This is a genomic window from Allopontixanthobacter sediminis (genome assembly GCF_009828115.1).
Classification (GTDB): domain Bacteria; phylum Pseudomonadota; class Alphaproteobacteria; order Sphingomonadales; family Sphingomonadaceae; genus Allopontixanthobacter; species Allopontixanthobacter sediminis.
The window spans coordinates 544049-568586 of record NZ_WTYL01000002.1; the positions used below are offsets into that span (position 1 = coordinate 544049).

Here is a 24538-nt window from a genome sequence, read left to right on the forward strand (position 1 = left end):
AGCCGCGTCCAATGATCATCCTTGCCTCCAAGAGCTCGTCGCGCAGGGCCATGCTGGACGCGGCAGGCGTCGCCTATGAAGCCGCGCCCGCAAATGTGGACGAGCGCGCACTTGAGGCGGAACTGGCGGATCACGCGCCCGCCGAAGTGGCGCTGGCGCTGGCCCGCGCCAAGGCAGCCGCGCTTTCCGGCACCAATCCGGGGCGGATCATCCTGGGCAGCGATTCGCTGGTGTCGGTCGAGGGCAAGCGGTTCGACAAGCCCGCCGACCGCGCGGCAGCGACAGCGCATCTGCGGTATTTCTCGGGCCGGACCATGGACCTTCACAGCGCCGCCGCCCTGGTTCGGGGCGGCGAGACCTTGTGGCAACACACCGAGATGGCGCAGCTCATGGTGCGCAAGTTGTCGGAGGATTTCATCGAAGGCTACCTCGACGCCGAATGGCCCGAAGTATCATACTGCGTCGGGGTGTTCCGGATCGAGGCTCGCGGCGTGCAATTGTTCGAATCCATCACCGGCGACCAGTTCACCGTGCTCGGAATGCCGCTATTGCCCCTCCTCGGCGCGCTTCGAAATCTCGGGGAGATGCCGTCATGACCCGGCCCTATGCGGAAGTGATCGGTGACCCGATCGCGCAGTCGAAATCGCCTGCGATTCACAATTTCTGGCTCGAGAAACTGGGTATAGATGCGGAATACCGTGCCCAGCGAGTGACGGAAGATGGTCTCGCGGATTACCTTGCCGCCCGGCGCAGCGACCCCGACTGGCGTGGATGCAATGTGACCATGCCGCTCAAGCTGCCGATCATTCCGCTGCTGTACAGTATCGACGAAACCGCCACCGCCATCGGGGCGGTTAACACGGTTTATCCTGCGTTCGATCGTTTGCTGGCAGGCACGAATACCGACGCGGCGGGATTTCTTGAGCCATTGGCGGCGGAAATGCGCGAAAGCCATTATTTCCGCATGGCGAGGATCATCGGCGCGGGCGGCGCGGCGCGTGCGATCGTTTCCGCGCTCGGGAACCGGGGCTTCACGCTGGTGGTCGCAGCACGAAATCCGGCCAAGGCAGCGGAATTACTCGGCGAACTCGCAGCGGGAAACGATCATCACGCCGTCAGTCTGAGCCATTTTGCCAAAGCTACCGACTTCGACTTCGACGACCGCGAGGGCTGCTGCGACCTGGTCATCAACGCCAGCCCGCTCGGGATGCGCGGACAGCCGCCGTTGCGTTTCGATCTGAGCCATGCTCCGCCGGGCAGCCTCGTTTACGATATCGTCACGGACCCGGTGGAGACCGAATTCCTGTCCGCGGCACGATCGGCCGGCTTCCGCACCGTTGACGGCCTTTCCATGCTTATCGGCCAGGCGGCGGCGGCATTCGAGCTGTTTTTCGGTACCGCGCCGCCACGCGAATACGACGCCGAACTGCGCGAAAGTCTCGTCCGATGAGCAAATTCGGCAAGCACCTGATCCTTGGGCTCACCGGTTCAATCGGCATGGGCAAATCGACGGTCGCCCGAATGTTCGCGGATGAGGGCGTGCCGGTGTTCGACGCCGACGCGGCAGTCCACCGGCTGCAGGGACCTGGCGGCGCGCTGCTCGGCGCAATCGAAGCGGAATTTCCCGGATCGACCGGGCCGGACGGCGTCGATCGGGTAAAACTGGGGGAACTGGTCTTTGGCGATCCTGAAGCCCTCGCCCGGCTGGAGGCGATAGTGCATCCCGCGGTGGCCGAACTGCGCTCCGAATTCCTGCTTGAACACGCGGGTGCGCCGATCCTGCTGTTCGACATCCCGCTGCTGTTCGAAAAGGGCGGCGAGAGCCGGGTGGATCAGGTCGTGGTGGTCTCCGCCCCTGCGGAAATCCAGCGCCGGCGGGTCCTTGGCCGGCCCGGCATGACCGCCGACAAATTCGCCCACATCCTCAGCCTGCAGGTCCCCGATGCGGAAAAGCGCGCCCGCGCCGATCACTTGATCGATACTTCAGGAAGTCTTGACGAAACCCGGCGAGCCGTGCGGGAACTTGTCAAGCACCTCGAACGGACGCGCACGTAAGGGTAACTGGCGGTTTTAGGTGAATTGACCTCTTGCACACCGCCATCCTCACGCCGATACTATAACCAATGCGTGAAATTGTCTTCGATACCGAAACCACCGGTCTTGACCCCCGAAGCGGGGACCGCATGGTCGAAATCGGCTGTGTCGAAATGATCAACAAGGTCGCCACCGGCCGCACCTACCACGCGTATTTCAACCCCGAACGCGACATGCCTGCCGGGGCTGAAGCGGTTCACGGCCTGTCCGCCGCGTTCCTGTCCGACAAGCCGCTGTTCTCGCACAAGGTGCAGGAGCTGCTCGATTTCCTGGAAGATGCGCCGCTGGTTGCGCATAACGCAAGTTTCGACTTCGGTTTCCTCAACGCGGAACTGACGATCATATCGCGGGAGCCGGTGTGCACCAGCCGGATGGTCGACACGGTCGCCCTTGCGCGCAAGAAACATCCCGGGGCGAAGCTGTCGCTCGATGCGCTGTGCAGCCGATACGGCGTCGACCGTAGCCACCGGGTAAAGCACGGGGCGCTGCTCGATGCCGAGTTGCTTGCCCAGGTTTACGTCGAGCTTACCGGCGGGCGCCAGATCGGCCTCGAACTCGCTGCCGATACGGTGGAGCCGGTGATTGCCGCGGCGGCTTTGGCCGGTGCGGCACCGCGGTTGGACCGCCGCCCGCCGCGGCCCCACGCGGCCAGCGCGGACGAACTCGTCCGGCATGCCGAATTTCTCGAGCAGATCCAGTCTCCCCTGTGGGGACGGTGACGTGCTCGTCAACCCGCGCAAACGCCAACAGGATCGTTGGCGACGCGCGTTAAATAAAAGGTAGTAGCGATGGATATTCGTGTTTCAGGCCACCAGATGGATACCGGAGCCGCGCTGCAGGATCATGCGGCGGAACGTTTGAACGGGATCGTCGAGAAGTATTTCAATCGGGCCCTGTCCTCGCATGTTACCTTCGGCAAGGCGCCCGGCGGGGCGTTCAGCTGCGACATCGTGACCCACGTGATGCAGGGCTTTATCGTCAAGAGCCACGGCGAAGCGCATGATGCCCACCAGGCGCTGGACCAGGCGGTGACCAAGATCGACAAGCAGCTGCGACGGTACAAGCGCCGGCTGAACGATCGCCACGAACAGGCCGCCCATTCGGTCGCGGAGGAAGAGGCAGCGTACCGTATCTTCGCCGCGCCCGAGCCCGATGAGGTTGAGGAAGCTGCCGACGCCCCGCTGATTGTAGCGGAAACCAAGGTCGACATCCCTGAAGCCAGCGTTGCCGACGCGGTGATGATGCTGGATCTGCGGCATACCAATGCGATGTTCTTCAAAAACGCTGGAACCGGACGCCATAATATGGTGTACCGCCGCAATGATGGTTCGATCGGCTGGGTCGAACCGCATTGATGGCCTGATATCGCCGGTTGAACCAGATCGCGATGTCCGTCCGCGATGATGTCAAAACCTTGAATTTGCTGGATTGCAGCGCTGGTCGAGCCTGCGAACCGCGGTCGTGTTTTACGGCCTTGCCTGCCCGGCATGCGAAAATTCGCGGCCGAAAGTGTCACACTCTGAGAGGATGGATCCCCGCTGCAAAGGTCGGAACCATGAACGCAAACCTGAATCTCTCGAGAGCCGCCGTGGCGACGTGCAGTGCCGCAAGCAAACCGGATGTCCTTGGTACCCTGGCGAGTTGTTTTGCCGAAGCCTACGGTCTTGACCGCATCACCGTGCTGGAGGGGCTGGAGGAACGCGAACGCCTTGGCAGCACAGGGTTCGGGCGCCGGGTGGCTATTCCCCACGCGCGGATCGACGGTCTCGAACGTCCGGTGGTGGCCCTGATCAAGCTGGAAGCGCCGGTTGAATTCAACGCGGCCGACGGAATGCCGGTGGATCTCGTGATCGGTCTGCTGTCTCCGCCCAACGCCGGTGCGGACCACCTGCACACCTTGGCGGCAATATCGCGCATGATCCGCAACGAAGCGATTTACGACGCCCTGCTTCGGGCGGAGGATGCCGATGCACTGTTTGCCACCCTTACCAATCTGGCGGATAGTGTAATCGCGAACGACAATCCCGGTGGAGTCACTCGTGAAAGCGCATGAAAGTTCCTCCGAACCGGACCGTGATGCGGGTACTGGCGCGGACCTCCATTACCGGGCGCTGGAACGGCTGTACCGGTCTGCCCCGGTCAACGCCCTGTTCGATTCCAGCCTTCATATAGAGGGCGAGGGCAGCGCGCGGCTGATCTTCAACGTCACCGAAAGCTGCTATCACGCGGCAGGTGCGGCGCACGGGACGATCTACTTCAAGATGCTCGACGATGCCGCGTTCTATGCCGCGAACACGCTGGTCACCGACCGCTTCCTGCTGACGACGTCGTTCAATCTCCATTTCACCAAGCCGGTCCGCACCGGGCGGGTGATTGCCGAGGGGCGGTGGGTCAGCGGCCGCCGCCGGGTCTATGTCGCTGAATCACGGCTGATCGACGAGGAAGGTGACGAGATCGGGCGCGGCACCGGCACCTTCATGCGCTCCTCGATCCTGCTCTCGGGCCTGCCCGGTTATAGCGCGGCCAGGGAATGACCGCGATGGACGCACGGCTGCCCGCCCACCTCGAAGTTTCCGGCCTTCTCCGGATGGCAGAAGCGAATGGCGGGTTTGCAATGGTCCTTGCCAAGGGCGAACGCGACGCCGGGACAATCCTGGTGCTGACCATGCAAAAGGGCGAAAACCGGGTGCTTTTCGAACGGATGCCGCAGCTCGACGGGTCCCGAAAATTCGTTGCGGTAAGGACGCAAGGCTCGGATAACGCTGGGGAATTCGACGAATATCTGGACCGCCGCAAGCGCCAGGATAGCGACACCTGGATCGTCGAAGTCGATATCGCAAACCCGGAACGGTTCATCGCAACCCTCAATCCCTGAGTTGACTTAGTTTCAGATGCACCTATTTGGCGCCGAGCTTCCGAAAGCGCAGGCGGCCATGATGACACTCGGTTATCTGGTTTGCACGCAGACGGGTGGCGGCCGGCAGGCCAACAGCGGACCGTAAATTCCAGTACCCCACGGTCCCAGCCTGCGTCTGAGCGCGTCAACCGCCCTAACGAATGAGCACATGAGTCGTAAGGCCCACTTTGCCGGCCTGATCGCGATCGCCGCGACCGGGACCGTAGTTTTTGCCAGCGCCGCAAGTTCCGGCGCAATTGCCCGGCAGGGCGAATCCGCGGAACTGTCCGCACTCCCTCTGACTGATGAAACCGTACCCGTATTCGTGGCCGAAGAAGTGGTTCAACCACTGCCCACCGAAACCGCGGACGAGATTTCACCCGGGCGCCCCGACGTACCGCAGGCGTCTTCGCTGAAACAGCTGATCGCCGCAGTGCAGGCTCCCGAAGTGCTTTCCCCGGAAATGGAATGCCTCGCCGGGGCCGTGTATTTCGAATCGCGCGGCGAACCCGTCGATGGGCAACTGGCTGTTGCCCAGGTTGTCGTGAACCGCGCCGAATCTCCCCAGTTCCCGTCAAGCTATTGTGGTGTCGTGTACCAGCGTTCGCAATTTTCGTTCGTGAAGGGCGGCGCCATGCCGCGCATCATGCGCAATTCGGCCGCGTGGAGCCGCGCCAAGACCATTGCCCGGATTGCGCACGAGGGCATGTGGGACAGCCAGGCCGGCGATTCGCTTTATTTCCACGCGAACTACGTGCGTCCAAGTTGGAGCCGGACGAAAGTCGCCCGCGCAACCATCGACAGCCACATTTTCTACCGCTGAGGGCGGTTCAGGACTGGATTTCGAACCACACCGGGGCGTGATCGCTCGCCTTTTCACGCCCGCGGTGGTCCTTGTCGACCCCCGCGCCGACAAGCCGGTCCGCCACCTCGGGTGACAGCAGCATGTGGTCGATGCGGAACCCGTGATCGCGCTGCCATGCGCCAGCCTGGTAATCCCAATAGGTCCACACCCCGCCGCGCGGATTGAGCGTGCGCAGCGCGTCGGTCCAGCCGTCGCCGAGCAGCTGCATATAGGCGTCGCGCGATTGCGGCTGCATGAGCGCGTCGTTTTCCATGGCTCTGGGTGACCAGACATCGTCGTCATGCGGGATGACGTTGAAATCCCCCACCACTGCGCAGGGTATTTCCAGCGCCCACAGGTGCTGCATCCGCGCACGCAGCCGTTTCATCCAGGCCAGCTTGTAATCGAATTTGGGGCCCGGCTGGGGATTGCCGTTGGGCAAATAGATACACGCGACCCGCACGCCGCCGACATCGGCCTCGAGATAGCGGGCATGGTCGTCCTCGACATCTTCCGGTGACAGATGCGGCAGGCCGCGCTGGGTTTCGACCGGTTTGACCCCGTCCGCCAGGATGGCGACGCCGTTGAAACTTTTCTGGCCATGCCAGACCGCGTGGTACCCGATCTTCTCGAATTCCTCGGCGGGAAATCCTTCGTCCTGGCTTTTGACTTCCTGCAGGCAGGCGACGGTTGGCCGGGTTTCCTCCAGCCATTCAAGCAGGCGGGGCAGGCGTGCCTTCACGCCGTTGATATTGAAGCTGGCGATTTTCATGGGGAGAGCATTAGCCCCATAATCGGGGGCCCGTCCATCGCCGGATAACGATCCGTGCCCGCGTCAGATACCGAAGCTGGATCCGCAGCCGCAACCGGCCGCCGCCTGCGGATTTTCGACCTTGAAGGCCGCTCCGCCGAGCGATTCGACGAAATCGACCACGCTGCCTGACACCAGGTCGAGGCTGACCGGGTCGACGATGAGCTTCACGCCCTCGGTTTCGCTCACCATATCATCGGCGTCCGCGCCTTCGGCAAGGTCGAACTTGTACTGGAAGCCGGAACAACCTCCGCCCTCGACCGACAGCCGCAGGATGGCAGGTTTGGCCTGCCGCTCGGCGATCCACGCCACCCGTTTGGCGGCAGAGGGCGTCAATGTGAGGGTGTCGGACATGGACCCTATGTAGGGCCTGCCGGGTCCGCGCTCAAGGCGCACCGGTCAACATTCGCAAATCGTCCGGCTTCAGGCGTCACGCGCTCTGGATGTAAGTCCGAAGGGCTTCGGCTTCGTGACCCACTTCATCAAGCCGCGATTTGACCAGGTCCCCGATCGAGATGAACCCGCGCATGAAGCCGTTCTCCAGCACGGGCAGATGGCGAATCCTGCGCCGCGTCATCAGACCAAGCGCTTCGAGCACCGTTTCATGCGTCCCGACGGTAATCGCGGGAGCCGTCATCACCTCTCCCACCGGGCAATCGAGACATTTGTCACCCATTTCGGCGACCCGGTAGATCAGGTCGCGCTCCGAGAAAATCCCCGCGACCATCGATCCGTTCATCACCGGCAGCGCGCCGATCCGTTTCCCGGCAAGCAAGGCGACGACTTCGCGCACCGGCATGTCGACGGTGCAATGGATGATATCTGCCGGATCGCGGCCCGCAATCAATTTGGCAATCTGCATCGCAACTCCCCTTTTCACGGCGACCGGCCGGTTTTCCGGCCTGGAGAAAATATGCCACGAAAATCACTTCATGGCGAATCCGCGCCTGATGCCCGTGGGATGGCGGCCCAAGCAACCGTTGCAACTCGCCCCTCGCGGGGCCTAAAGAGGCGCCATGACCAAGAAGTCCCCCCTCGAAGATCCTGAAAAAGCCGCCTTTGCCTGGGACCGTTACCGCCGGTTGATGCGCTTCATGTTCCTGCTGACTACCGGCACGGTGATCATCGCCATCGCGGTGCTGTATAAATTCAACGGCATGGTGTCGGTGCATTTCTACATCGCCACCGCGCTCGGAATCGGGTTCGCGATGCTTCTTATGTCGGCTCTGATGGGGTTGGTGTTCCTGTCCAGCGGGACCGGTCACGACGAATCGGTCGAAGACCTGAGCGACCCCCGCAAGCGCGACTAATCCGAAGTCGTACCGGTCAGGCGGAATTCCTCGACCACTTCGCCGCCGATCAGATGGCGCTGGATGATCTGTTCGAGCACGTCCTCGTTGCACGAATGGTACCAGACCCGGTCCGGCCAGACGACCGCGATCGGCCCCGCCGCGCAGACTTGCAGGCAGTCGGCCTTGGCCCGTTGCACCCCGCCGATAGTGTCGCCGTCCTTGCCGGTGCGTTTCGGACCGACCAGATCCAGCTGCTTGAGCCGCTTCTTGAGGTAATGCCACGCGGCTTTACCCTCTTCCCGGTTGCAGCATTTCTGCTTCTCCGAGATCCCGCACAGAAATATCTGCCGTTCGATGCTCTCGCCGCCGATCTTGGCCAGCGCCTGCCGGGCCTTGAGCAGCTCCTTTTCCGCGCTCATTGTCCCGGGGTGCCGGACGTATCGTCCTTCAGCCAGCGATCCAGCCAGCCAAACACGGTGTTATGCCACTGGAGCGAATTTTTCGGTTTCAGCACCCAGTGGTTTTCGTCCGGGAACACCAGCAATTGCGACGGAATACCCTTGCGCTGCAAGGCCGTGAAGGACGCGATTCCCTGCGTATAGGGGATGCGGAAATCCTTCTCGCCGGTGATGACCAACATCGGGGTTTGCCAATTGTTGACGTAATTGACCGGGTTCCACTTCTCGAATTCCTCGGGCGCCTCGAAATAGGCCTTGCCGCCGTGTTCCCATTCGATGAACCACAATTCCTCGGTCTCGTAATACATCGCCCGCTGGTCGAACACGCCGTCGTGCTGGATCAGGCATTTGAACCGTTCGGGCCACTGGCCGGCAATCCAGTTCATCATGTAACCGCCATAGGACGCCCCCATGGCGCAGGCGTTGTCGCCATCGATCTGGCGGTCGAGCTCCAAGGCCGCGGCGAGGCCTTTCTGCAGGTCCTCGAGCGGCTTGCCGCCCCAGTCACGGGTGATCGCGTCGGTGAAGGCCTGGCCGTAACCGGTGCTACCGTGAAAATCGACCGACACCACCGCATAGCCCTGGCTGGCGACCACGCGCGGGTTCCACCGGCTGGACCAGCTGTCGTTGAAGCTGCCTTGCGGCCCGCCGTGGACATACAGGATCGCGGGTAGTTGCCCGTCCACGCCGGCTGGCTTGGTGATCTGGCCCCAGACCGTATCGCCGTTCGCGCCGGCAAAACTGAACCGGCGGGTGGTGACCGGTGCCAAACTCGTTAGCGCCGCGGTGGTGTGGCTGGTCAGCTGCTGGACCGGCGCGCCCTCGGGCGCAAGATAGATTTCGGCCGGGCCCTCGATCGTGTCGCGGGTGAGCAGCAATCGGCCATCCGAAAGCGGCGTGACATTTCCGATATGCCCTTCGCGGCCCGGAAACAGGGTCAGGCGGGTTACCGAGCCGTCACGCGGATCGATCCGGAAAGCAGGGGTATCCAGCACGTCCTGCGCGGTCACGACCAGATAACGCGAATCGGGTGTCCACGCGACCGATCCGGCCGACCGGTCCCAGGCGGAGGTCACCGCACGTATCTCTCCGGTATCGAGATCGCGCAGTTGGACCACTAGCCGGTCCGCTTCGTAACGGGGCCGTTCCATCGCGGCGTAAGCGAGGTACTTCCCATCCGGAGACGGGGCAGGCAGAGTGTCGAACGCAGTGTTTGCCGCGGTCAGGTTGACCGGCGCATTGCCGGACAGATCGGAGCGGTAGATGTCGACATTGGTCGACACCGGTTCGTCCGCATCGGCCTTGCGTGCGGCGAAATAAACCGCGGAACTGTCCGGTGCCCACGCCAGATCTTCGGACCCGCCGAATGGTTTGGTCGGGGTGTCGCCAATCAGCGCGCCAGTGCCCTCGGGCCCGTCCACCGCTGCGCCGTTACCGAACAGCCGCCCATCGACGATGGGAAACACGAAGGCACGGCTGTAGATGCCGGGCGTTTCCCATTGGTCCCAGTGGCGGATAAAGCCGACATCGCCCTCGTAAAGCCGGCCGGCGCCGGGTCCGGGCAAATGGCTTCCTTTCGCATCTGCGCAGCCGAATGTCGGGCAGCCGCGCAGCACGTCGCCGAACACCAGCACCTTGGTGCCGTCGGGAGAGACGGAGTAGCCGGCGATTTCTGCTTCGAGAGAACTGACCTGCGCCGGCGCGCCGGTAGGGCGGCCATCCGCTACCGCGATGCGCCAGATCTGGGTCTTGCCGTCCTCCGCATCCGCAGGACTGCCCGTTTCGGGGCGGGCGGAGAGGAAGTAGAGATATCCGCCCGCGCCGAAGCGGACGTCGGAGGCATTACCGCCGAGGTCGAGCGGCATCGGGCTGGCGGAAGGGTTCGCCAGGTCGAGCACGTAATGGCTGGTGCTGCGTTCGTAGGTTTCCGGATCGGTCACCGTGACGGGATAGACCGCGAACCGGCCATCGGGGCTGGTGGCCGGGCCGCCCACGCGGGGCATGGTCACCAGGTCCTGCGCGCTCATCGCGGTCGGTTCATCGGCAGCGAAGGTCGGCGTAGCCGCAAGCGTCAGGGCCAGGGCAAAGGGTGCGAACAGGGGCTTAAGCCCGGATTTCATTGTCATGACGGTAGAGTTAGACGCTCTACCGGGCCGTGCAAGCGGATTTCGTCCGGATTTATCCGCGTTTTCCGGCGATCCGGGCGATTTCGGCCTGAACCATCTTTTCGACCATGCCGGGCAGGTTCTTCTCGATCCATTCGGACAGCATCGGACGGAGCAATTCGCGCACCAGCCCTTCGAGCGAGGTTTCGCCGGACCGCACGATCTGGGGCTGAACCCCCGGCTTGGACAGCATGGCCAGCGCGGCAAAATTTTCGCGGATCGATTCGCGCAAGGGATCAGCGGTCAGCGGCGCTTCGCTGTCGTCGTCATCGGCGGTCGCAGCGCTGTCTGCGTAATCGTCATCCTGCTCGACGAAATCCGCCTCGCTCAAATTCAGGACATCATCGGAATCGACTGCCTCGGTTTCGGCTGCGGGTTGCTCCGAATCCTCCGGAGCAGTTTCCGGCTGCTCGTCGTCCTGCGCCTCGTCATGCTGCTTAAGACCGTCGGATTCGCGGCGGCGGCGTTCTTCCAGGGCCCCGGCGCGGTTGTCGCGCGCGATGACCTGCTTGATGGACGCGAGAATTTCCTCGACCGAAGCTTCGCCTTGCTGGCGCATCGTGTAACTGTCCCCGTATTCGCAAACTGACGTCAGGGTGCCAGATTACCGAAAATCACCGGTTTGGCGAGTCATCTGTTTGCGGAATCTCCGCATCCGGCGCGGGAACGTCGGTTGTGCGGGTGGACCGGGCCACCGGGTCGGGGTCGCTGTCCCAATCGAACCACTTGCCTTCGACCCGGTCGAAATTGACCTGCGGGTCATACAGCAGCGTCGCGTCACCGAGCCCGAGATCGCGGGCTTCGGCGCGGCCCATTGCGGCCAGCAGGGTAAAGCCTGCGACATACGCGTTGCGCCGGGCGGTCACCAACTCGACGCGGGCGTTCAGCAATTCCTGCTCCGCATTCAGGATATCGAGGATCGTGCGGTTGCCGACGGTGTTTTCCGCCCGCACGCCTTCGAGGCTCAATTCGGCAGCGGCAACGGCGGATTGCGAGGATTCGATGATCGCGCTGGACGCTTGCCAGCTGGCATAAGCGGCGCGGACCTGGGCGATGGCGTCACGCTCCGCGGCGATTTCCTGTTCCAGCGCGGCGCTGGCAAAAGCCTGCGCCTGCCGTTCCAGCGCGGCGGGGCGGCCGCCCTGGAAAATCGGTATGCTGACCTGGACGCCGGCACTGGCGGTCGTCTCGCTTTGCGAAAGCTGCGCTGCCGAAGGCCCGCCCAGCGTGCCGAAAAAGTCGTTGTAATCGGTCCCGGCAAACAGGGAGACGGTGGGCAGGCGGCTCGCCCGCGTGACCTTGATGTCGATCTCCGCGGCCTTCGCATTTTCGCGCGCGGCGATCAGGTCCGGGTTGTATTCCAGCGCCGTGTCGACCGCTTCGGCGGCCGTCGCAGGCAATGCGGGCAAGGGCGGGGGCGGTTGCAGGTCATCCGGCGCATCGCCGACCAGCTGAATATAGAACTCCCGTGCGCTGATCAGGTTGGACTGGGCGGTGCGCAGATCGCTCTCCGCCAGCGCCAGGCGCGATTGCGACTGGGCAATGTCCGTCCGGGTCAGGTCGCCGATTTCGAACCGGTCGCTGGTCGCATCCAGATTGACCGACAGGACGTTGACCTGGTTCGCAGTCAGGCCGACGAGCGCCTGGCCGCGGATCACGTCCATATAGGCCGCGACGACCTGGCTGAAAATCGCCGATTCAGTGGCGCGCAAATTGGCCTGGCCCGCGTCCACCCGGACCCGGGCGGCGCGCACGCTGTTTCTCACCGCCCCGCCGGAATAGATCGGAACGGAAAGATCCGCCGCGGCGCTGAGCGTCCGCTCGGGAGCAGTAAAACTGTTGGAGGACCGCTTGAGGAACTCGATATGGGTCACGGTCGCGCCAACGTTCGGGCGACCAGCGGCTTTTTCCAGCGGGACCAGTTCGTCGGTCGCACGCTGGTTGGCGCGCGCCGCCTGCAGCGTCGGGTTGCTCTGATAGGCCTGGGTCAGCGCCTCGCGCAGGGTATCCGCCGCGGCGGGGGCGGCGATTACGGTCGACGCCGCAGCGAGCAGCGCCAGTCGGATAACGCTGCGGCGCATGATCAGAAGCTCCAGCCGGCGGCTTTGTCGAATTCGGACAGCCGTGGAATCCCGAGTTCGGCCAGCGGCAGCAGGGCGACGCCGCCCGCGGTCTTGCGGCCCACGGCCAGGCGGGTCACGCCCTTGGTGACCAGCCCGGTCAGGACCCGGCCGCCATCGCCGAGGCGTTTGGTCAGGCTGTCGGGCAGTTCCTCGACCGCGCCGTCGACCAGCATCAGCGAATATACGGCGGCCTTGCGGCTTTTCACCAGCGCTTCTTCGGGCGTGATGACATCGACCGATTTCACCAAAGGGCGCAGCAATTCGGGCAGATATCCGCTTCCGCTATCCACCACCAGCGCCGTTTCGGCGGCGAGCGGCTGCGCTTCGGCCAGCATCATGCCGTAGAACAGCGGCGCCGCAAGGCGGCGGCCATTCTCAAGCGGGATGGCGCGGTCGATATAGGCGGTGTCGCGCGCCGCTGCCGGCACGAAATCTTCCCGCGGCACGGCGGCCATGCGGGCGAGCACGAACGGTTCGTTGACGCCGCTGGTCCGCAACTGGCTGTCGATCATCGCGCGGCGCGCGGCTTCGGTGCTGGTAAGGGTCTTCGTCATGGACATCTCTACTGTATTACACCAACAATACAGTTGGTCAATCGGTGTCGGACAGGGAAGTGCCCCCTTCTCCGGATCTGCGGCGGCTTTACGGTGTAAGGCATCCTCCGCCAAGCCCTTTGACGCTAGACGCGCGCTGCGACTATGAAGCGGGCCAATCGACCGAATGGAGATACGATCCGATGAGCGAAATGGTAACGATCCGCGAGGCGGACCTGGTCGAAAGCGTTGCCGATGCGCTGCAGTACATCTCCTATTATCACCCGATGGATTATATCAGCGCGCTTGGCGAAGCCTATGACGCCGAACAGGGCCCCGCGGCCAAGGACGCAATCGCGCAGATACTGACCAACAGCCGGATGTGCGCGGAAGGGCACCGGCCGATCTGCCAGGACACCGGCATCGTCAACGTGTTCGTGAAGTGGGGCCAGGATTGCCGCCTCGGCTCCGACATGAGTCTCCAGGACGTGGTCGATGAGGGCGTGCGCCAGGCCTACACCAATTCGGAGAACAAGCTCCGCGCGTCGATCCTCGCCGACCCGGCCTTTACCCGGCGTAACACCCGCGACAACACGCCGTGCGTGCTGTCGGTTGAAATGGTCCCGGGCAATACCGTCTCGATCGACGTTGCGGCGAAGGGTGGCGGCAGCGAGAACAAGTCCAAGTTCAAGATGATGAACCCGTCGGACAACATCACCGACTGGGTGCTCGAAATGCTGCCCCAGATGGGCGCTGGATGGTGTCCGCCCGGAATGCTCGGCATCGGCATCGGCGGCACCGCGGAACACTGCATGAAGCTCGCGAAACAGAGCCTGATGGACCCGATCGACATGGGCCAGTTGAAAGCGCGCGGGGCGCAGACCGATATCGAACGGCTGCGGATCGAGATTTTCGACAAGGTCAACGCGCTCGGTATCGGTGCGCAAGGGCTGGGCGGCCTGTCGACCGTGCTCGACGTCAAGATCTACGATGCGCCGTGCCATGCGGCGGGCAAACCCGTGGCGATGATCCCGAATTGCGCAGCGACCCGGCATGCGCATTTCACTCTCGATGGCTCCGGCCCGTCCTTCCTCGAAGTGCCCAAGCTGGACGAATGGCCGGACGTCGATTGGCAGCCCGACGCGGCGGCCCTGCGGGTCGATCTCGACACGGTAACACCGGAACAGGTGCGCAGCTGGAAGAACGGCGACCGTCTGCTGCTATCGGGCAAGATGCTGACCGGGCGCGACGCGGCGCACAAGCGGATCGCGGACATGATAGCTGCGGGCGAGGAATTGCCGGTCAGCTTTGCCGGACGGGCGATCTATTACGTCGGTCCGGTCGATCCGATCATGGGCGAAGCGGTCGGCCCGGCCGGCCCGACCACCGCCACCCGGATGGACAAGTTCACCAGGATGATGCTCGACCTCGGGTTGCTGCTGATGATCGGCAAGGCCGAGCGCGGGCAGGGCGCGGTGGACGCGATCGCAGCGAACAAGGTCGCCTATCTGATGGCCACCGGCGGCGCGGCCTACCTGGTGGCGCGCGCCATCAAGGAAGCCAAAGTCGTCGCGTTCGAAGACCTGGGGATGGAAGCGATCTACGAATTCACGGTCGAGAATATGCCGGTGACAGTGGCGGTCGATAGCGAAGGCAACAATGTCCACACGCTCGCCCCCGCCTACTGGAAGGAAAAGATCGCCCGCGAGGGGCTGCTGCCGGTCGGTTGAGGGAGTTGAGGGGGTTGTTTGGTGAGTAAATCCGGGGGGATTGAAGCATGCTCGACGAAAGGCGCTGCCAACTCGACGACGGCGCTGGCGCGCACCGCCGCATCGGGCCTAGGTGACGGGGTGATGAACTTTTCCGAATCCGCCCGCGCTGTGCCGGTGCGTCTGCCCGTCCGCACCGTGCTGGCCTCGATGGTCGGGCTGTGGCTATGCTACTTCCTCCTGACGACGCTGCGCGGTTCGATCGTCGGGCTGGAAATGCCTTACGAATTGATGTGGCGGCGCGCGCTGGTGAGCGTGGCCGGGGTGGCGATCACCTTCGTCATGTGGCTGGTCCTCCGGCTGTTCGACGAACGCGGGCTGTGGGCAAAGATCCTGGCGGCGCTCGTGCTCGCCCTGCCGGCCGCGGTGCTGATCGCCCAGACCAACCAGATGATCTTCGCCGATGTCGAAACCCGCGTGATCGAGAAAATGGGGGAGCGCCAGGGTATCCGCATCCGGCGCGACGAAGCGGGTAATGTGCTGGTCGATGTGCCGGGCCTGCCAGGCCAGTACGATACCCCGGATGGTCAGACCGTTACCGGGCCCGGCGTCACCGAACCCTCGGTCGGGGCTACGGTAACCCTCGCCCCGGCGCCGACCGGTCTCGACCGGTGGCGGCAATTGTCGGACATCGCGCTGGGGCGGTACTTCCTGCTGCTTGCCTGGGCTTCGCTCTATCTCGCCCTGCTGGCGGGCGCGCAGGCCAAATCGTCGGAGCGCCGCGAAGGCGAATTCCGGCGCGCGGCCAAGGCGGCCGAATTGCGCTCGCTACGTTACCAGGTCAATCCGCATTTCCTGTTCAACACGCTCAATTCGCTGTCGGCGATGGTGATGACGGGCAAGGCCGACAAAGCGGAGGAGATGATCCAGTCGATCTCCAATTTCTACCGCTACAGCCTGGCGGACGACCCGACATCCGACGTTGAACTGGCCGAAGAATTCGAATTGCAGCAGCATTACCTCCAGATCGAGCAGGTCCGCTTTCCCGAGCGGCTGATAACCCGGTACGACCTGCCGCCCGAGCTCGCACAGACCCGCGTTCCCGGCATGATCCTGCAGCCCCTGATCGAAAATTCGGTCAAATATGCGGTCGCACCGTTCAACCAGCCGGTCACAATAACGCTTGCCGCGCGGGCCGAATACGGCCGCCTGGTGGTCTCGGTCAGCGATGACGGGCCGGGACACAATGGCAGGTCCCGGGACGGAGAAGCGGGCGAAAACGGCGCGCCGGGGTTCGGCATCGGCCTCGCCAATGTGCGGGACCGGCTCGAGGCCCGTTTCGGCAAGGAAGCAAGCATCACTTCCGGCCCGACGCGGCATGGATACCTTACCGAACTGAGGCTGCCCCTGGTGACGCATGGCTGATCAAACCGAGAATACTCCCCTCCGCACCCTGATCGTCGACGACGAGCCGCTGGCGGTCGAACGCATGCAGGTAATCTGCGCCAAGCTCGACGACCTGCAGGTGGTCGGTACCGCCAGCGACGGGGCCGCTGCGTTGCGGTTGATCGAGGCGCTCGGGCCGGACCTCGTCCTGCTCGATATGACCATGCCCGAAGTCGACGGCCTTTCGGTCGCCCGCAAGCTGGCCCGGATGGACCCGGAAAAGCAGAAGCGCCCGGCGATCATTTTCGTCACCGCGCATGACAATTTCGCCGTCGAGGCGTTCGACCTCGATGCGGTCGACTACGTTCTCAAGCCGGTGGCGCCTGACCGGCTCGGCCGCGCCATCGAACGCGCGCTCGCGCGGCGCAGCGAATCGGGCCCCCGCGAGGGCGAATGGCTCACCGAATTGTGGGTGCCGCATCGTTCGGAACTGGTGCGGATCGAGATCGCGCAGGTCTCGCGGATCGATGCCGAGCGGGACTATGTCCGCCTGCATGTCGGCGGCGCCAATTACCTGTTGCTGCAAACGATCGCCGGTCTTGAAGAGCGCCTCAACCCGGCGGAGTTCATCCGCATCCACCGTTCGACCATCCTGCGCCGTGAAAATATCCGCGGGCTTCGCCACGATGGTCTCGGCGTCTGGTCGGCGGAACTGGATGACGGGGAAGCGCTGCGGATCGGGCGAACCTACCTCGCCCGGGTCAAGGCCATGGCCGGGCGCTGAGCGCTGGATTCGATGAAGAAGAGATAGAAGCCCGGGTCGGGGGACTGGTCCGGCCCGGGCTCCGACAGCTGAGGGTGATCAGCCGCCAAGTCGTGCATCGTCGACCAGCTTCGCCATCTGCTGCGTGGCAAGGGCTTTGGCCTGACGATAGCATTCGGTGTCCTGGCTCGCGCGAACGCGTGATCCGGTTAGCTTGCGGTCCATCCCGCAGAATTCCCGCGCGGCTTTGTCGATCCGGCGCTTGAGGGTCTTCTGACCGGAAGGCGAGTTCAGGTTGAGGTCGGAGTGGACGATGACCATGTCGCGGTTGGACTGTGCGGCTGCCGGCACGGCGCCCATCAGGGCAAGAGCGGAACCTGCGGCGGCAAGGGCAAAGAATGCGCTTTTCATAATGATTTCCTCCTATTGCGGACCATCCGATTTGGGGGTGGAGGCCTTTCGCATGATTGGTTTACCCCAGCTCCCCCGACCGCGCAGTCGGACTTCGACCGTCATCCGTTTCCACTCGACCACGGATGTAATCGCCGGACGAATGGGTTCGGAATCCGGACGAAGGATGTTTGGCAACCGACGGCGGTGAGTGCATAGTTGCAGCCTAATGGCCTTTATCATCATATTCTTGCTCGGAATCGCCAATTTCGCGCTTCATCGTGCGGTGCTGGAAAGCCCACACCCGCGATCGCAGGAAATCGGCAAGCTGGCGGCCCGCTTCGGCCGGCGCACGATGCTCGCTGCGGAGTTTGCCGTGCTGCTGGCCGCGCTGCTGATGGCGGCGAGTGGCTGGACGTTCGCGGTATGGGCCTATCTCGGATACTCGCTGCTCAACGGTTTTGCGGCATGGCTCATCCTGTCTCGCCGCTTTTAAGTGCACAGACACTTGCTGGCCGGTAAGATACTGCGATTCGCTGCAATTCTTCCGAAATCTACCACAGGAAACTTCTTGCATGACCATTACGGGACCGCTCTGGCTCGTCGTTAACACTGCCAGCGGCAGCTATTCAGCCGATAGCGCGGATCGCTTGCAGGCTTGCTGCGGAGCCGCGAGCACAGGCGTCGAAATCGTGCGCACGATCAACTTCCCGGACGAGGAGCTGCCATCCGCAAAGGACCTCGACGCGGCCGGTGTTCGCGTATTGGCGGTCTTCACCGGGGACGGAACGCTCAACGCCGCGATCACCCGGCTGGAAGATTGGAGCGGCGCAGTGTTGCCCTTGCCGGGTGGCACCATGAACCTTCTGTCGAAACGACTCCACGGCGACCAGGATGCGGAATCGATCCTGACGCGGCTCTGCCAGGGCAAGGGACGGGCCGTGCGGCCGCTGGTCGGAACGACTTCCCACGGCACTGCGCTGGTCGGGCTGCTGGCGGGGCCGGGCACAGTCTGGAACGTGGTGCGGGAAGCGCTGCGCGAATCCGATGTCCCGGGTATCGTGACCGGAACCGCGGAGGCTATCGCGGAAACCTATGAAGGCCCCAACGTCCATATCGTCGAGCCCGATGCCGGGCGGGAAGAGGGTTATCCCCTGATCGAGATAACTCCCACCGGTGAAGGACTGCGGGTCAAAGGTTACTATGCCGAATCGATCGCCGATTTCCTGTCGCAAGGGGCGGCACTGCTGCGGCGGAATTTTCGCGAAGGTCCGCATGACGATCTCGGCCTGTTCCGGCAGATTACCTTGCGTCAGACCGACGGCAGCCCGATCGACCTGTTGCTCGACGGAGAGCCGGTCGAGGGCGGCACGCAGGAAGTTTTTGGGCTGGCCCCGAGCAGGGTCGATCTGTTAGCGACCGGGCATGACGACTGACCGCGCGCTCCTGTTCCATCTCAGCGACATCCATTTCGGGCTGGAGGATCGCTCCGCATTGGCCTGGGTCGCGGAAGAAATTGCCCGCCGCCGCCCCGATGCGGTGATGATCACCGGGGATTTGACGATGCGCGCGCGGCACCGCGAATTTGCCGCGGCGCAGGAATGGATTTCCTCGGTCGATGTGCCGGTCACCATCGAGGTCGGCAATCACGACATGCCCTATTACAATTTGATCGAGCGGTTCGTGACCCCGTACAAGCGGTTTCGCGGGCTAAAATCGATGATCGAACGCGAAATCGACCTGCCGGGGGTGGCGATCGTGCCGCTCAAGACCACCGCGCGCGCGCAATGGCGCTTCAACTGGTCGAAGGGCTCAGTGTCCGACAAGGCGCTGGCAAGGACGCTCGCGGCAATCGACGCGCTGCCTGCCGGAACGAAGGTGCTGGTTACCGCGCACCATCCTTTGGTGGAGGCCGACACGCACGGAACCGCGCTCACCCGGGGCGGCACCCGGGCGCTTGCCGAACTCGCCCGGCGCAAGGTCGCGGCGGTGCTGACCGGTCATGTCCATGACGCCTTCGATATTATGCAGGACACCGCCAATGGGCCGGTCCGGATGATCGGCGCCGGCACCCTGTCGCACCGGATCCGCTCAACCCCGCCCAGTTTCAACGAACTGACCATGGCGGGCGGCGAGATCCATGTCGAAGTGCGCAATCAGGAATCGGCAGAATCCAGCGCTATGATGATCGACGAAGTGCCGGAAGATGCGATGCCGCCGCGTTCACCGGGCGAACCCGTCGCGCCGGTAAACCGGGTGCCGCCGGTCGATCCGCCCGTCCATTGAACCGGCCGGGCCCCGGTATCGGACCTCACTGAAACTCACAAAGAAAAGGGCGACCAGTTGCCTGGCCGCCCCGTTTTCCTGAAAGTTCCTGAAGAACTTAGCGCTTGGAGAACTGGAAGCTCCGGCGGGCCTTGGCCTTGCCGTACTTCTTGCGTTCCACCACGCGGCTGTCGCGGGTGAGGAAGCCGGCGAGCTTCATCGTGCCGCGCAGCTTGGGTTCGAACTTGGACAATGCCTGGGCGATGCCGTGCTTGACTGCGCCGGCCTGGCCCGAAAGCCCGCCGCCCTTGACGGTGCAGATCACGTCATACTGTTCCACCCGGTCGGAGATCGAGAACGGCTGGTTGATCACCAGGCGCAGGGTCGGACGAGCGAAATAGATTTCCTGGTCGCGGCCGTTGACGGTGATCTTGCCGCTGCCGCGCTTGATCCACACGCGGGCCTTGGCGTCCTTGCGGCGGCCGGTGGCATAGGCGCGGCCCTGGGCGTCCAGTTCCTGTTCGCGCAGCGGAGTTTCCGGTGCGGAAGGAGCAACGGGTGCCGCAGCGGCATCCGTGTCTGCATCGGCAGTAGCGGCTGCAGGCGGAGCTGCAGTGGCGGTGCCGCCGGCGATGTCCTTCAGATCGGCGAGATCGGAAACCGTGCCGGTATCCTTGGTGTTTTCGTCAGCCATTACGATGCAGCCTTGTTCTTGCGATTCAGCGAAGCGACATCCATCACGGCGGGCTTTTGCCCATCATGCGGATGCTCGGTGCCGTTATAGAGATGAAGTGCCTTCATCTGCGCCCGGCCAAGCGGTCCGCGCGGAATCATCCGCGTGATCGCCTTTTCCATGACGCGTTCGGGGAAGCGGCCTTCCAGCACCTTCGCCGGGGTCGTTTCCTTGATCCCGCCGGGGTGGCCGGTGTGCTTGTAATAGGTCTTGCCGGTCATCTTGTTGCCGGTGAACTGCACCTTGTCGGCGTTGATGATGATCACATGATCACCGCAATCGACATGCGGGGTGAAGCTCGGCTTGTGCTTGCCGCGCAGCAGGTTGGCGACGATGACCGCCAGCCGGCCAACGACCAGGCCTTCGGCATCGATCAGATGCCAGTTCTTTTCAACCTCGGCCGGTTTGATCGACCGGGTGCTCTTGGTGAGCGCCTTCATGGCAGTGTTCCGTTCTTGTAAAATGGTTGGCCCGATCGCGACCGGGCCGGATTTTTCTTACGAATCCCCGATGGAGATCTTCGAAGAACGCGCGATTTGTTCGTTTACGGCCGCCAAGTCAAGCAAATCCGCGCCTTCTGGCAGAGGTAAAATAATACCGCCATGCCTGAAAGGTGTCTGGGGCGCGCTAAGTTCGGGCCAGGTTCCAGATTTCCGAGGAAGTCCGGCTGGAGCCGCCGATCGTCGACACGATCTGCCGTTCGCACCGCTCCATCAGGCCGCCTGCAGCATCCAGACGCGCGTTGAACAGGACTGCGATGGTCCCCGACAGGCCGCCGGGCAAATCCATCGTCCGGTCGAGCTGCCATTCGAGCGACCGCGGCCGGAACAGGTCGCGCGGAACCTTGCCCGTCAGCCCGGTCGCGGACCGGTGCAGGGCCGACAGCGCGCCGAGCACTTTCTCCGCTTCCGTGCCGGGAATTCGGGCGGCTTCGATCTGCTCCGCTGTTTCGCTGACCGCGCGGTCGAACCAGATGGAACCTGGGCTTTCCTCGCCGCCGATGACCGTTCCATCAGTGGACAGGACCATCGGGAACAGGCCGATTTCTTCCCGCGACTGCTCCATTTGCGCAAGCGCGAGCAAGGTTGGCGGAGCGTCGACCTCGACCGAAATCTGCGACCCGTTGACGGAAAACCCGTCCCGCTCCCTTTCGAACCGGACTTCCCAGCTGCGATGGACCGATATTTGCGCTCCATCAGGCAGATCGCGCAGCACCGTGCGCGACAGGAGCATCGGTATGGCGGGGGGATCGAACGGATTTTCGGCTGCGGCGGCAATTCTCGGAAACGCTCCGGCCATGAGCGGCATGATTGCCGCCCCTGCGATCAACCGCAGGGACTGCCGGCGCGACTGGCTCACGCCGGCCTGTCCTGCCTGCGCCGGCCTAGGACATGGGCGTCCCATGCAGTCGCCGCCACCAGCAGCGCCCCGAATAGCTGGTGCGCGGTTGCGATCCACAGGTCCACTCCGGACCAGACGGTCGCAATGCCGAGGATGATCTGGATGCCGAAAGCCGAATGGATCGCGATCGAGGCCCGGCGGTCGAGCGGCCGAACCTTGCGCGCCAGTATCACCAGCGCGGCAACGGTGACCCACGCCCACCACCGATGGACGAAATGAAGCAGGTAGGGATCATGCGTCAGGGCGTAGAAAAATCCGCGCGAGCCGTCGTATTCGGGGATGAACCGCCCCTGCATCAGCGGCCAGCTGTCGGAAGCGAGCCCGGCGTTCAGGCCGGCAACCCAAGCGCCCAGCAGCAACTGGATGAACAGGATCGATGCGGCGAAAACGGCGACACCGGTCAAGCGCGCGGGCCGGGCTGCACCGAGTATCCCGAGGCGCCGCAGGTCCAGCGCGGTCCACACCAAGCCGGCCAGTGTAAAGAATGCGGTCAGCAAATGGATCGACAGCCAGAAATGGCTGACATCGGTCATCTCGCCCGACAGGCCGGAGCGGACCATGAACCAGCCGAACGCTCCCTGCATTCCGCCCAGCGCGAGCAGGGCCAGCAGCCGGGGCTTATAGCCCGCCGGAATCATGCCCTTGATCCAGAACCACGCCAGCGGGAGCGCAAAAACGAGGCCCAGCAACCGGCCCCAGAACCGGTGGAACCATTCCCAGAAGAAAATGAACTTGTAATCCGCCAGCGTCATGCCCGCAGGTCCGGTGACCAGCTGATACTCCGGGATCTGCTTGTACGCTTCGAATTCCGCCAGCCACTGCGCTTCGTTAAGCGGGGGCAGGGCGCCCATGATCGGCTTCCATTCGGTGATGGAAAGGCCCGATTCGGTCAGCCGGGTAATCCCGCCGACCACCACCATGACCACCACCATCACCGCCATGACCCATAACCAGCGCGCCAGTATCAAGGGCCGGTGAAGCCCCCGCGTCGGACCGGTAATGTTTTCATGAGCAAGTGCTGCGACCATTGAACTCTACTGGGTTGAGAACGCGAAAAGAGCAAGACTCTTGGGCGTGCATCCTTTGCGTCGGGAGGTGAAGTTTGTGCAATATCCGGGGGGTGGCGACAAACCTTGCGGCAAACACGGTGGGCCGAACGCAAACACCTTGCACAATGATATATTGTCACATACATGGCATTCACGATGCGCAGCGGTCTCCCTTCGATTCGCGCGCGGCTTGACCGCGCCGGAATACTCCTCTCGGGGCTGTGTGCGCTGCATTGCATCGCCAGTATCGTGGTGGTCTCCGCCATCGGGATCGGCGGCGAGTGGCTGCTGGCCCCCGAGATTCATCGTTACGGCCTGGTGGTCGCGCTGCTGATCGCGGCGGTGGCGATCGGCCTCGGCGCATTGCGGCACCGGCGCATGGCGCCCTTCGTGGTGGCGATGATGGGCCTGTCCTTCATGGGCGGGGCATTGGCCGTTCCGCACGGGGCGCAGGAAGCGATATTGACGATTATCGGGGTGTCGCTGGTGACGCTGGGCCATATACTCAACTTGCGCCACACGCACGGGTCGCTATCTGGCAGGGCATGAACGCCCTTCTCACTGTATCCGTCAACGGCGAAACCCGCCGCACTTCCGCTCCCACGATCGCTGCCCTGGTGCAGGAACTGGAGCTCGACCCGGCCAAGGTCGCGGTCGAGCGTAACGGCGAGATCGTGCCGCGTTCGACCCTGGCGGACGTGCCGCTTGCGGACGGTGATACCCTCGAAATCGTGCACTTCGTCGGCGGCGGCGATCATTATGACGACAGCTGGGAAGTTGCCGGACGCAGGTTCTCCTCCCGCCTGATTGTCGGCACCGGCAAATACAAGGACTTCGCGCAGAACGCCGCTGCACTGGACGCGAGCGGCGCGGAAATCGTCACGGTTGCCGTGCGCCGGGTCAACGTCAGCGATCCGAAAGCGCCGATGCTGACCGATTTCATCGACCCGAAAAAAGTTACCTACCTGCCCAATACCGCGGGCTGCTTTACCGCGGATGACGCCATTCGTACGCTGCGGCTGGCGCGCGAAGCGGGCGGCTGGGACCTCGTGAAGCTCGAGGTGCTAGGCGAGGCGCGCACGCTCTATCCCGACATGCGCGAAACGCTGAAGGCAACCGAAGTTCTGGCAAAGGAGGGCTTCCTGCCAATGGTCTACTGCACCGACGATCCGATTGCCGCGAAGCAGTTGGAAGAAGCGGGCGCGGTCGCTGTAATGCCTCTGGGTGCGCCGATTGGCTCGGGTCTCGGGATCCAGAACCGCGTCACCATCCGCCTGATCGTCGAAGGCGCGAGCGTTCCAGTGCTGGTCGATGCCGGGGTCGGGACCGCGTCGGATGCGGCCGTCGCAATGGAACTTGGCTGCGACGGGGTTTTGATGAACACCGCCATTGCCGAGGCGAAGGACCCGATCCGCATGGCCCGCGCGATGAAACTGGCCGTGGAGGCAGGACGGCATGCTTACCTGTCAGGCCGCATGGGCACGCGCAAATACGCCGATCCGAGCAGCCCGTTGGCGGGGTTGATCTGAACGGGAATTGGTTTTTTCGCTCGCGGCCAGTCGGCTTTGCCGACGCCTCCGCGGGGGCGGCCTGACCGGCCGTCACGCGGTCGCGTTCTGGCAACCG

Annotated in this window: 31 protein-coding genes; 18 read left to right on the top strand and 13 right to left on the bottom strand. The window is 63.5% G+C overall.

Going from position 1 to position 24538, the window contains the following annotated elements; translation table 11 throughout:
• Nucleotides 1-11: 11 nt before the first annotated feature.
• The 9 genes from GRI65_RS08330 to GRI65_RS08370 all read left to right on the top strand — a co-directional run bounded on the left by GRI65_RS08330 (nt 12) and on the right by GRI65_RS08370 (nt 5813).
• Entirely contained in the window at nt 12-596 is a 585-nt protein-coding gene (locus GRI65_RS08330; protein WP_160756055.1) for a Maf family protein, read from the top strand.
• The gene (locus GRI65_RS08335) at nt 593-1450 is read left to right on the top strand and encodes a shikimate dehydrogenase family protein (protein WP_160756056.1); all 858 of its coding nucleotides are present in this window, start codon (nt 593-595) and stop codon (nt 1448-1450) included. Before GRI65_RS08330 ends, GRI65_RS08335 begins: the two co-directional genes overlap by 4 nt.
• The gene (gene coaE, locus GRI65_RS08340) at nt 1447-2055 is read left to right on the top strand and encodes a dephospho-CoA kinase (RefSeq protein WP_160756057.1); all 609 of its coding nucleotides are present in this window, start codon (nt 1447-1449) and stop codon (nt 2053-2055) included. Before GRI65_RS08335 ends, coaE begins: the two co-directional genes overlap by 4 nt.
• A 68-nt stretch (nt 2056-2123) precedes the next feature.
• Nucleotides 2124-2813: a DNA polymerase III subunit epsilon gene (gene dnaQ, locus GRI65_RS08345; protein WP_160756058.1), complete on the top strand. Its 690-nt coding sequence runs from the start codon at nt 2124-2126 to the stop codon at nt 2811-2813.
• Nucleotides 2814-2882: 69 nt separating this feature from the next.
• A complete protein-coding gene (gene hpf, locus GRI65_RS08350; RefSeq protein ID WP_160756059.1) occupies nt 2883-3449 on the top strand; it encodes a ribosome hibernation-promoting factor, HPF/YfiA family in 567 nt (188 codons plus the stop codon).
• 200 nt (nt 3450-3649) lie between these two features.
• On the top strand, nt 3650-4147 hold the full coding sequence (locus GRI65_RS08355; protein ID WP_160756060.1) for a PTS sugar transporter subunit IIA: 498 nt from the start codon (nt 3650-3652) through the stop codon (nt 4145-4147).
• Nucleotides 4134-4628, top strand: coding sequence for a PaaI family thioesterase (locus GRI65_RS08360; protein WP_160756061.1), 495 nt, complete (start codon nt 4134-4136; stop codon nt 4626-4628). The genes GRI65_RS08355 and GRI65_RS08360 overlap by 14 nt, the downstream gene beginning before the upstream one ends.
• Before the next feature lie 5 nt (nt 4629-4633).
• Complete coding sequence (locus GRI65_RS08365; protein WP_160756062.1) at nt 4634-4969, top strand: DUF1491 family protein; 336 nt, start codon at nt 4634-4636, stop codon at nt 4967-4969.
• A gap of 190 nt (nt 4970-5159) precedes the next feature.
• Complete coding sequence (locus tag GRI65_RS08370) at nt 5160-5813, top strand: cell wall hydrolase (RefSeq protein ID WP_160756063.1); 654 nt, start codon at nt 5160-5162, stop codon at nt 5811-5813.
• Nucleotides 5814-5820: 7 nt separating this feature from the next.
• On the opposite strand, the gene xth is transcribed toward GRI65_RS08370, so the two are convergent.
• The 3 genes from xth to GRI65_RS08385 form a co-directional block, all read right to left on the bottom strand.
• Complete coding sequence (gene xth / locus GRI65_RS08375) at nt 5821-6606, bottom strand: exodeoxyribonuclease III (RefSeq protein ID WP_160756064.1); 786 nt, start codon at nt 6604-6606, stop codon at nt 5821-5823.
• A gap of 63 nt (nt 6607-6669) precedes the next feature.
• Nucleotides 6670-6999 carry a HesB/IscA family protein gene (locus tag GRI65_RS08380; protein ID WP_160756065.1) on the bottom strand — a complete coding sequence of 110 codons (330 nt, stop codon included), beginning with the start codon at nt 6997-6999 and terminating at the stop codon, nt 6670-6672.
• Between the two features lie 76 nt (nt 7000-7075).
• Nucleotides 7076-7507: a CBS domain-containing protein gene (locus tag GRI65_RS08385; protein WP_160756066.1), complete on the bottom strand. Its 432-nt coding sequence runs from the start codon at nt 7505-7507 to the stop codon at nt 7076-7078.
• Between the two features lie 154 nt (nt 7508-7661).
• On the opposite strand from GRI65_RS08385, the gene GRI65_RS08390 reads away from it, so the two are divergent.
• Nucleotides 7662-7955 (top strand): hypothetical protein, encoded by a 294-nt coding sequence (locus tag GRI65_RS08390; protein ID WP_160756067.1) that lies wholly within the window; start codon nt 7662-7664, stop codon nt 7953-7955.
• On the opposite strand, the gene GRI65_RS08395 is transcribed toward GRI65_RS08390, so the two are convergent.
• The 5 genes from GRI65_RS08395 to GRI65_RS08415 are packed head-to-tail and all read right to left on the bottom strand — an operon-like array spanning nt 7952 to nt 13243.
• The gene (locus tag GRI65_RS08395) at nt 7952-8356 is read right to left on the bottom strand and encodes a (2Fe-2S) ferredoxin domain-containing protein (RefSeq protein WP_160756068.1); all 405 of its coding nucleotides are present in this window, start codon (nt 8354-8356) and stop codon (nt 7952-7954) included. The two genes, GRI65_RS08390 and GRI65_RS08395, sit on opposite strands and share 4 nt — an antisense overlap.
• Nucleotides 8353-10515 carry a prolyl oligopeptidase family serine peptidase gene (locus GRI65_RS08400; protein WP_160756554.1) on the bottom strand — a complete coding sequence of 721 codons (2163 nt, stop codon included), beginning with the start codon at nt 10513-10515 and terminating at the stop codon, nt 8353-8355. The genes GRI65_RS08395 and GRI65_RS08400 overlap by 4 nt, the downstream gene beginning before the upstream one ends.
• A 58-nt stretch (nt 10516-10573) precedes the next feature.
• Entirely contained in the window at nt 10574-11119 is a 546-nt protein-coding gene (locus GRI65_RS08405) for a DUF2497 domain-containing protein (RefSeq protein WP_160756069.1), read from the bottom strand.
• Nucleotides 11120-11174: 55 nt separating this feature from the next.
• Complete coding sequence (locus GRI65_RS08410; RefSeq protein WP_160756070.1) at nt 11175-12641, bottom strand: TolC family outer membrane protein; 1467 nt, start codon at nt 12639-12641, stop codon at nt 11175-11177.
• Between the two features lie 2 nt (nt 12642-12643).
• Entirely contained in the window at nt 12644-13243 is a 600-nt protein-coding gene (locus GRI65_RS08415) for a protein-L-isoaspartate O-methyltransferase family protein (protein ID WP_232844008.1), read from the bottom strand.
• Between the two features lie 185 nt (nt 13244-13428).
• On the opposite strand from GRI65_RS08415, the gene GRI65_RS08420 reads away from it, so the two are divergent.
• The 3 genes from GRI65_RS08420 to GRI65_RS08430 are packed head-to-tail and all read left to right on the top strand — an operon-like array spanning nt 13429 to nt 17095.
• Entirely contained in the window at nt 13429-14946 is a 1518-nt protein-coding gene (locus tag GRI65_RS08420) for a fumarate hydratase (protein WP_408609043.1), read from the top strand.
• A 21-nt stretch (nt 14947-14967) separates the two neighbouring features.
• Complete coding sequence (locus GRI65_RS08425) at nt 14968-16350, top strand: sensor histidine kinase (protein ID WP_332872620.1); 1383 nt, start codon at nt 14968-14970, stop codon at nt 16348-16350.
• Nucleotides 16343-17095 (top strand): LytR/AlgR family response regulator transcription factor, encoded by a 753-nt coding sequence (locus GRI65_RS08430; protein WP_160756072.1) that lies wholly within the window; start codon nt 16343-16345, stop codon nt 17093-17095. The genes GRI65_RS08425 and GRI65_RS08430 overlap by 8 nt, the downstream gene beginning before the upstream one ends.
• Before the next feature lie 78 nt (nt 17096-17173).
• On the opposite strand, the gene GRI65_RS08435 is transcribed toward GRI65_RS08430, so the two are convergent.
• Nucleotides 17174-17485, bottom strand: coding sequence for a UrcA family protein (locus GRI65_RS08435; protein ID WP_160756073.1), 312 nt, complete (start codon nt 17483-17485; stop codon nt 17174-17176).
• 208 nt (nt 17486-17693) lie between these two features.
• Here GRI65_RS08435 and GRI65_RS08440 point away from each other — a divergent pair, with 208 nt between their 5' ends.
• The 3 genes from GRI65_RS08440 (at nt 17694) to GRI65_RS08450 (ending at nt 19750) form a co-directional block, all read left to right on the top strand.
• Nucleotides 17694-17960, top strand: coding sequence for a hypothetical protein (locus GRI65_RS08440; RefSeq protein ID WP_160756074.1), 267 nt, complete (start codon nt 17694-17696; stop codon nt 17958-17960).
• Nucleotides 17961-18039: 79 nt separating this feature from the next.
• Nucleotides 18040-18900, top strand: a complete 861-nt coding sequence (locus GRI65_RS08445; RefSeq protein ID WP_160756075.1) for a diacylglycerol kinase family protein — start codon at nt 18040-18042, stop codon at nt 18898-18900.
• The gene (locus GRI65_RS08450) at nt 18890-19750 is read left to right on the top strand and encodes a metallophosphoesterase family protein (protein ID WP_160756076.1); all 861 of its coding nucleotides are present in this window, start codon (nt 18890-18892) and stop codon (nt 19748-19750) included. The genes GRI65_RS08445 and GRI65_RS08450 overlap by 11 nt, the downstream gene beginning before the upstream one ends.
• A 97-nt stretch (nt 19751-19847) precedes the next feature.
• Here the strand turns inward: GRI65_RS08450 and rpsI are convergent, their stop codons facing one another.
• From rpsI to GRI65_RS08470, 4 genes are all read right to left on the bottom strand, one after another.
• Nucleotides 19848-20423: a 30S ribosomal protein S9 gene (gene rpsI, locus GRI65_RS08455; protein ID WP_160756077.1), complete on the bottom strand. Its 576-nt coding sequence runs from the start codon at nt 20421-20423 to the stop codon at nt 19848-19850.
• Nucleotides 20423-20902 (bottom strand): 50S ribosomal protein L13, encoded by a 480-nt coding sequence (gene rplM, locus GRI65_RS08460; protein ID WP_160756078.1) that lies wholly within the window; start codon nt 20900-20902, stop codon nt 20423-20425. Before rplM ends, rpsI begins: the two co-directional genes overlap by 1 nt.
• A 187-nt stretch (nt 20903-21089) precedes the next feature.
• A complete protein-coding gene (locus GRI65_RS08465; RefSeq protein WP_160756079.1) occupies nt 21090-21821 on the bottom strand; it encodes a hypothetical protein in 732 nt (243 codons plus the stop codon).
• The gene (locus GRI65_RS08470; protein ID WP_160756080.1) at nt 21818-22891 is read right to left on the bottom strand and encodes a COX15/CtaA family protein; all 1074 of its coding nucleotides are present in this window, start codon (nt 22889-22891) and stop codon (nt 21818-21820) included. The genes GRI65_RS08465 and GRI65_RS08470 overlap by 4 nt, the downstream gene beginning before the upstream one ends.
• A 165-nt stretch (nt 22892-23056) precedes the next feature.
• On the opposite strand from GRI65_RS08470, the gene GRI65_RS08475 reads away from it, so the two are divergent.
• Together GRI65_RS08475 and thiS are read left to right on the top strand one after the other, a co-directional pair.
• Nucleotides 23057-23461: a MerC domain-containing protein gene (locus GRI65_RS08475; protein WP_232844009.1), complete on the top strand. Its 405-nt coding sequence runs from the start codon at nt 23057-23059 to the stop codon at nt 23459-23461.
• A complete protein-coding gene (gene thiS / locus GRI65_RS08480) occupies nt 23458-24441 on the top strand; it encodes a sulfur carrier protein ThiS (protein ID WP_160756081.1) in 984 nt (327 codons plus the stop codon). Before GRI65_RS08475 ends, thiS begins: the two co-directional genes overlap by 4 nt.
• Nucleotides 24442-24538: the final 97 nt, after the last annotated feature.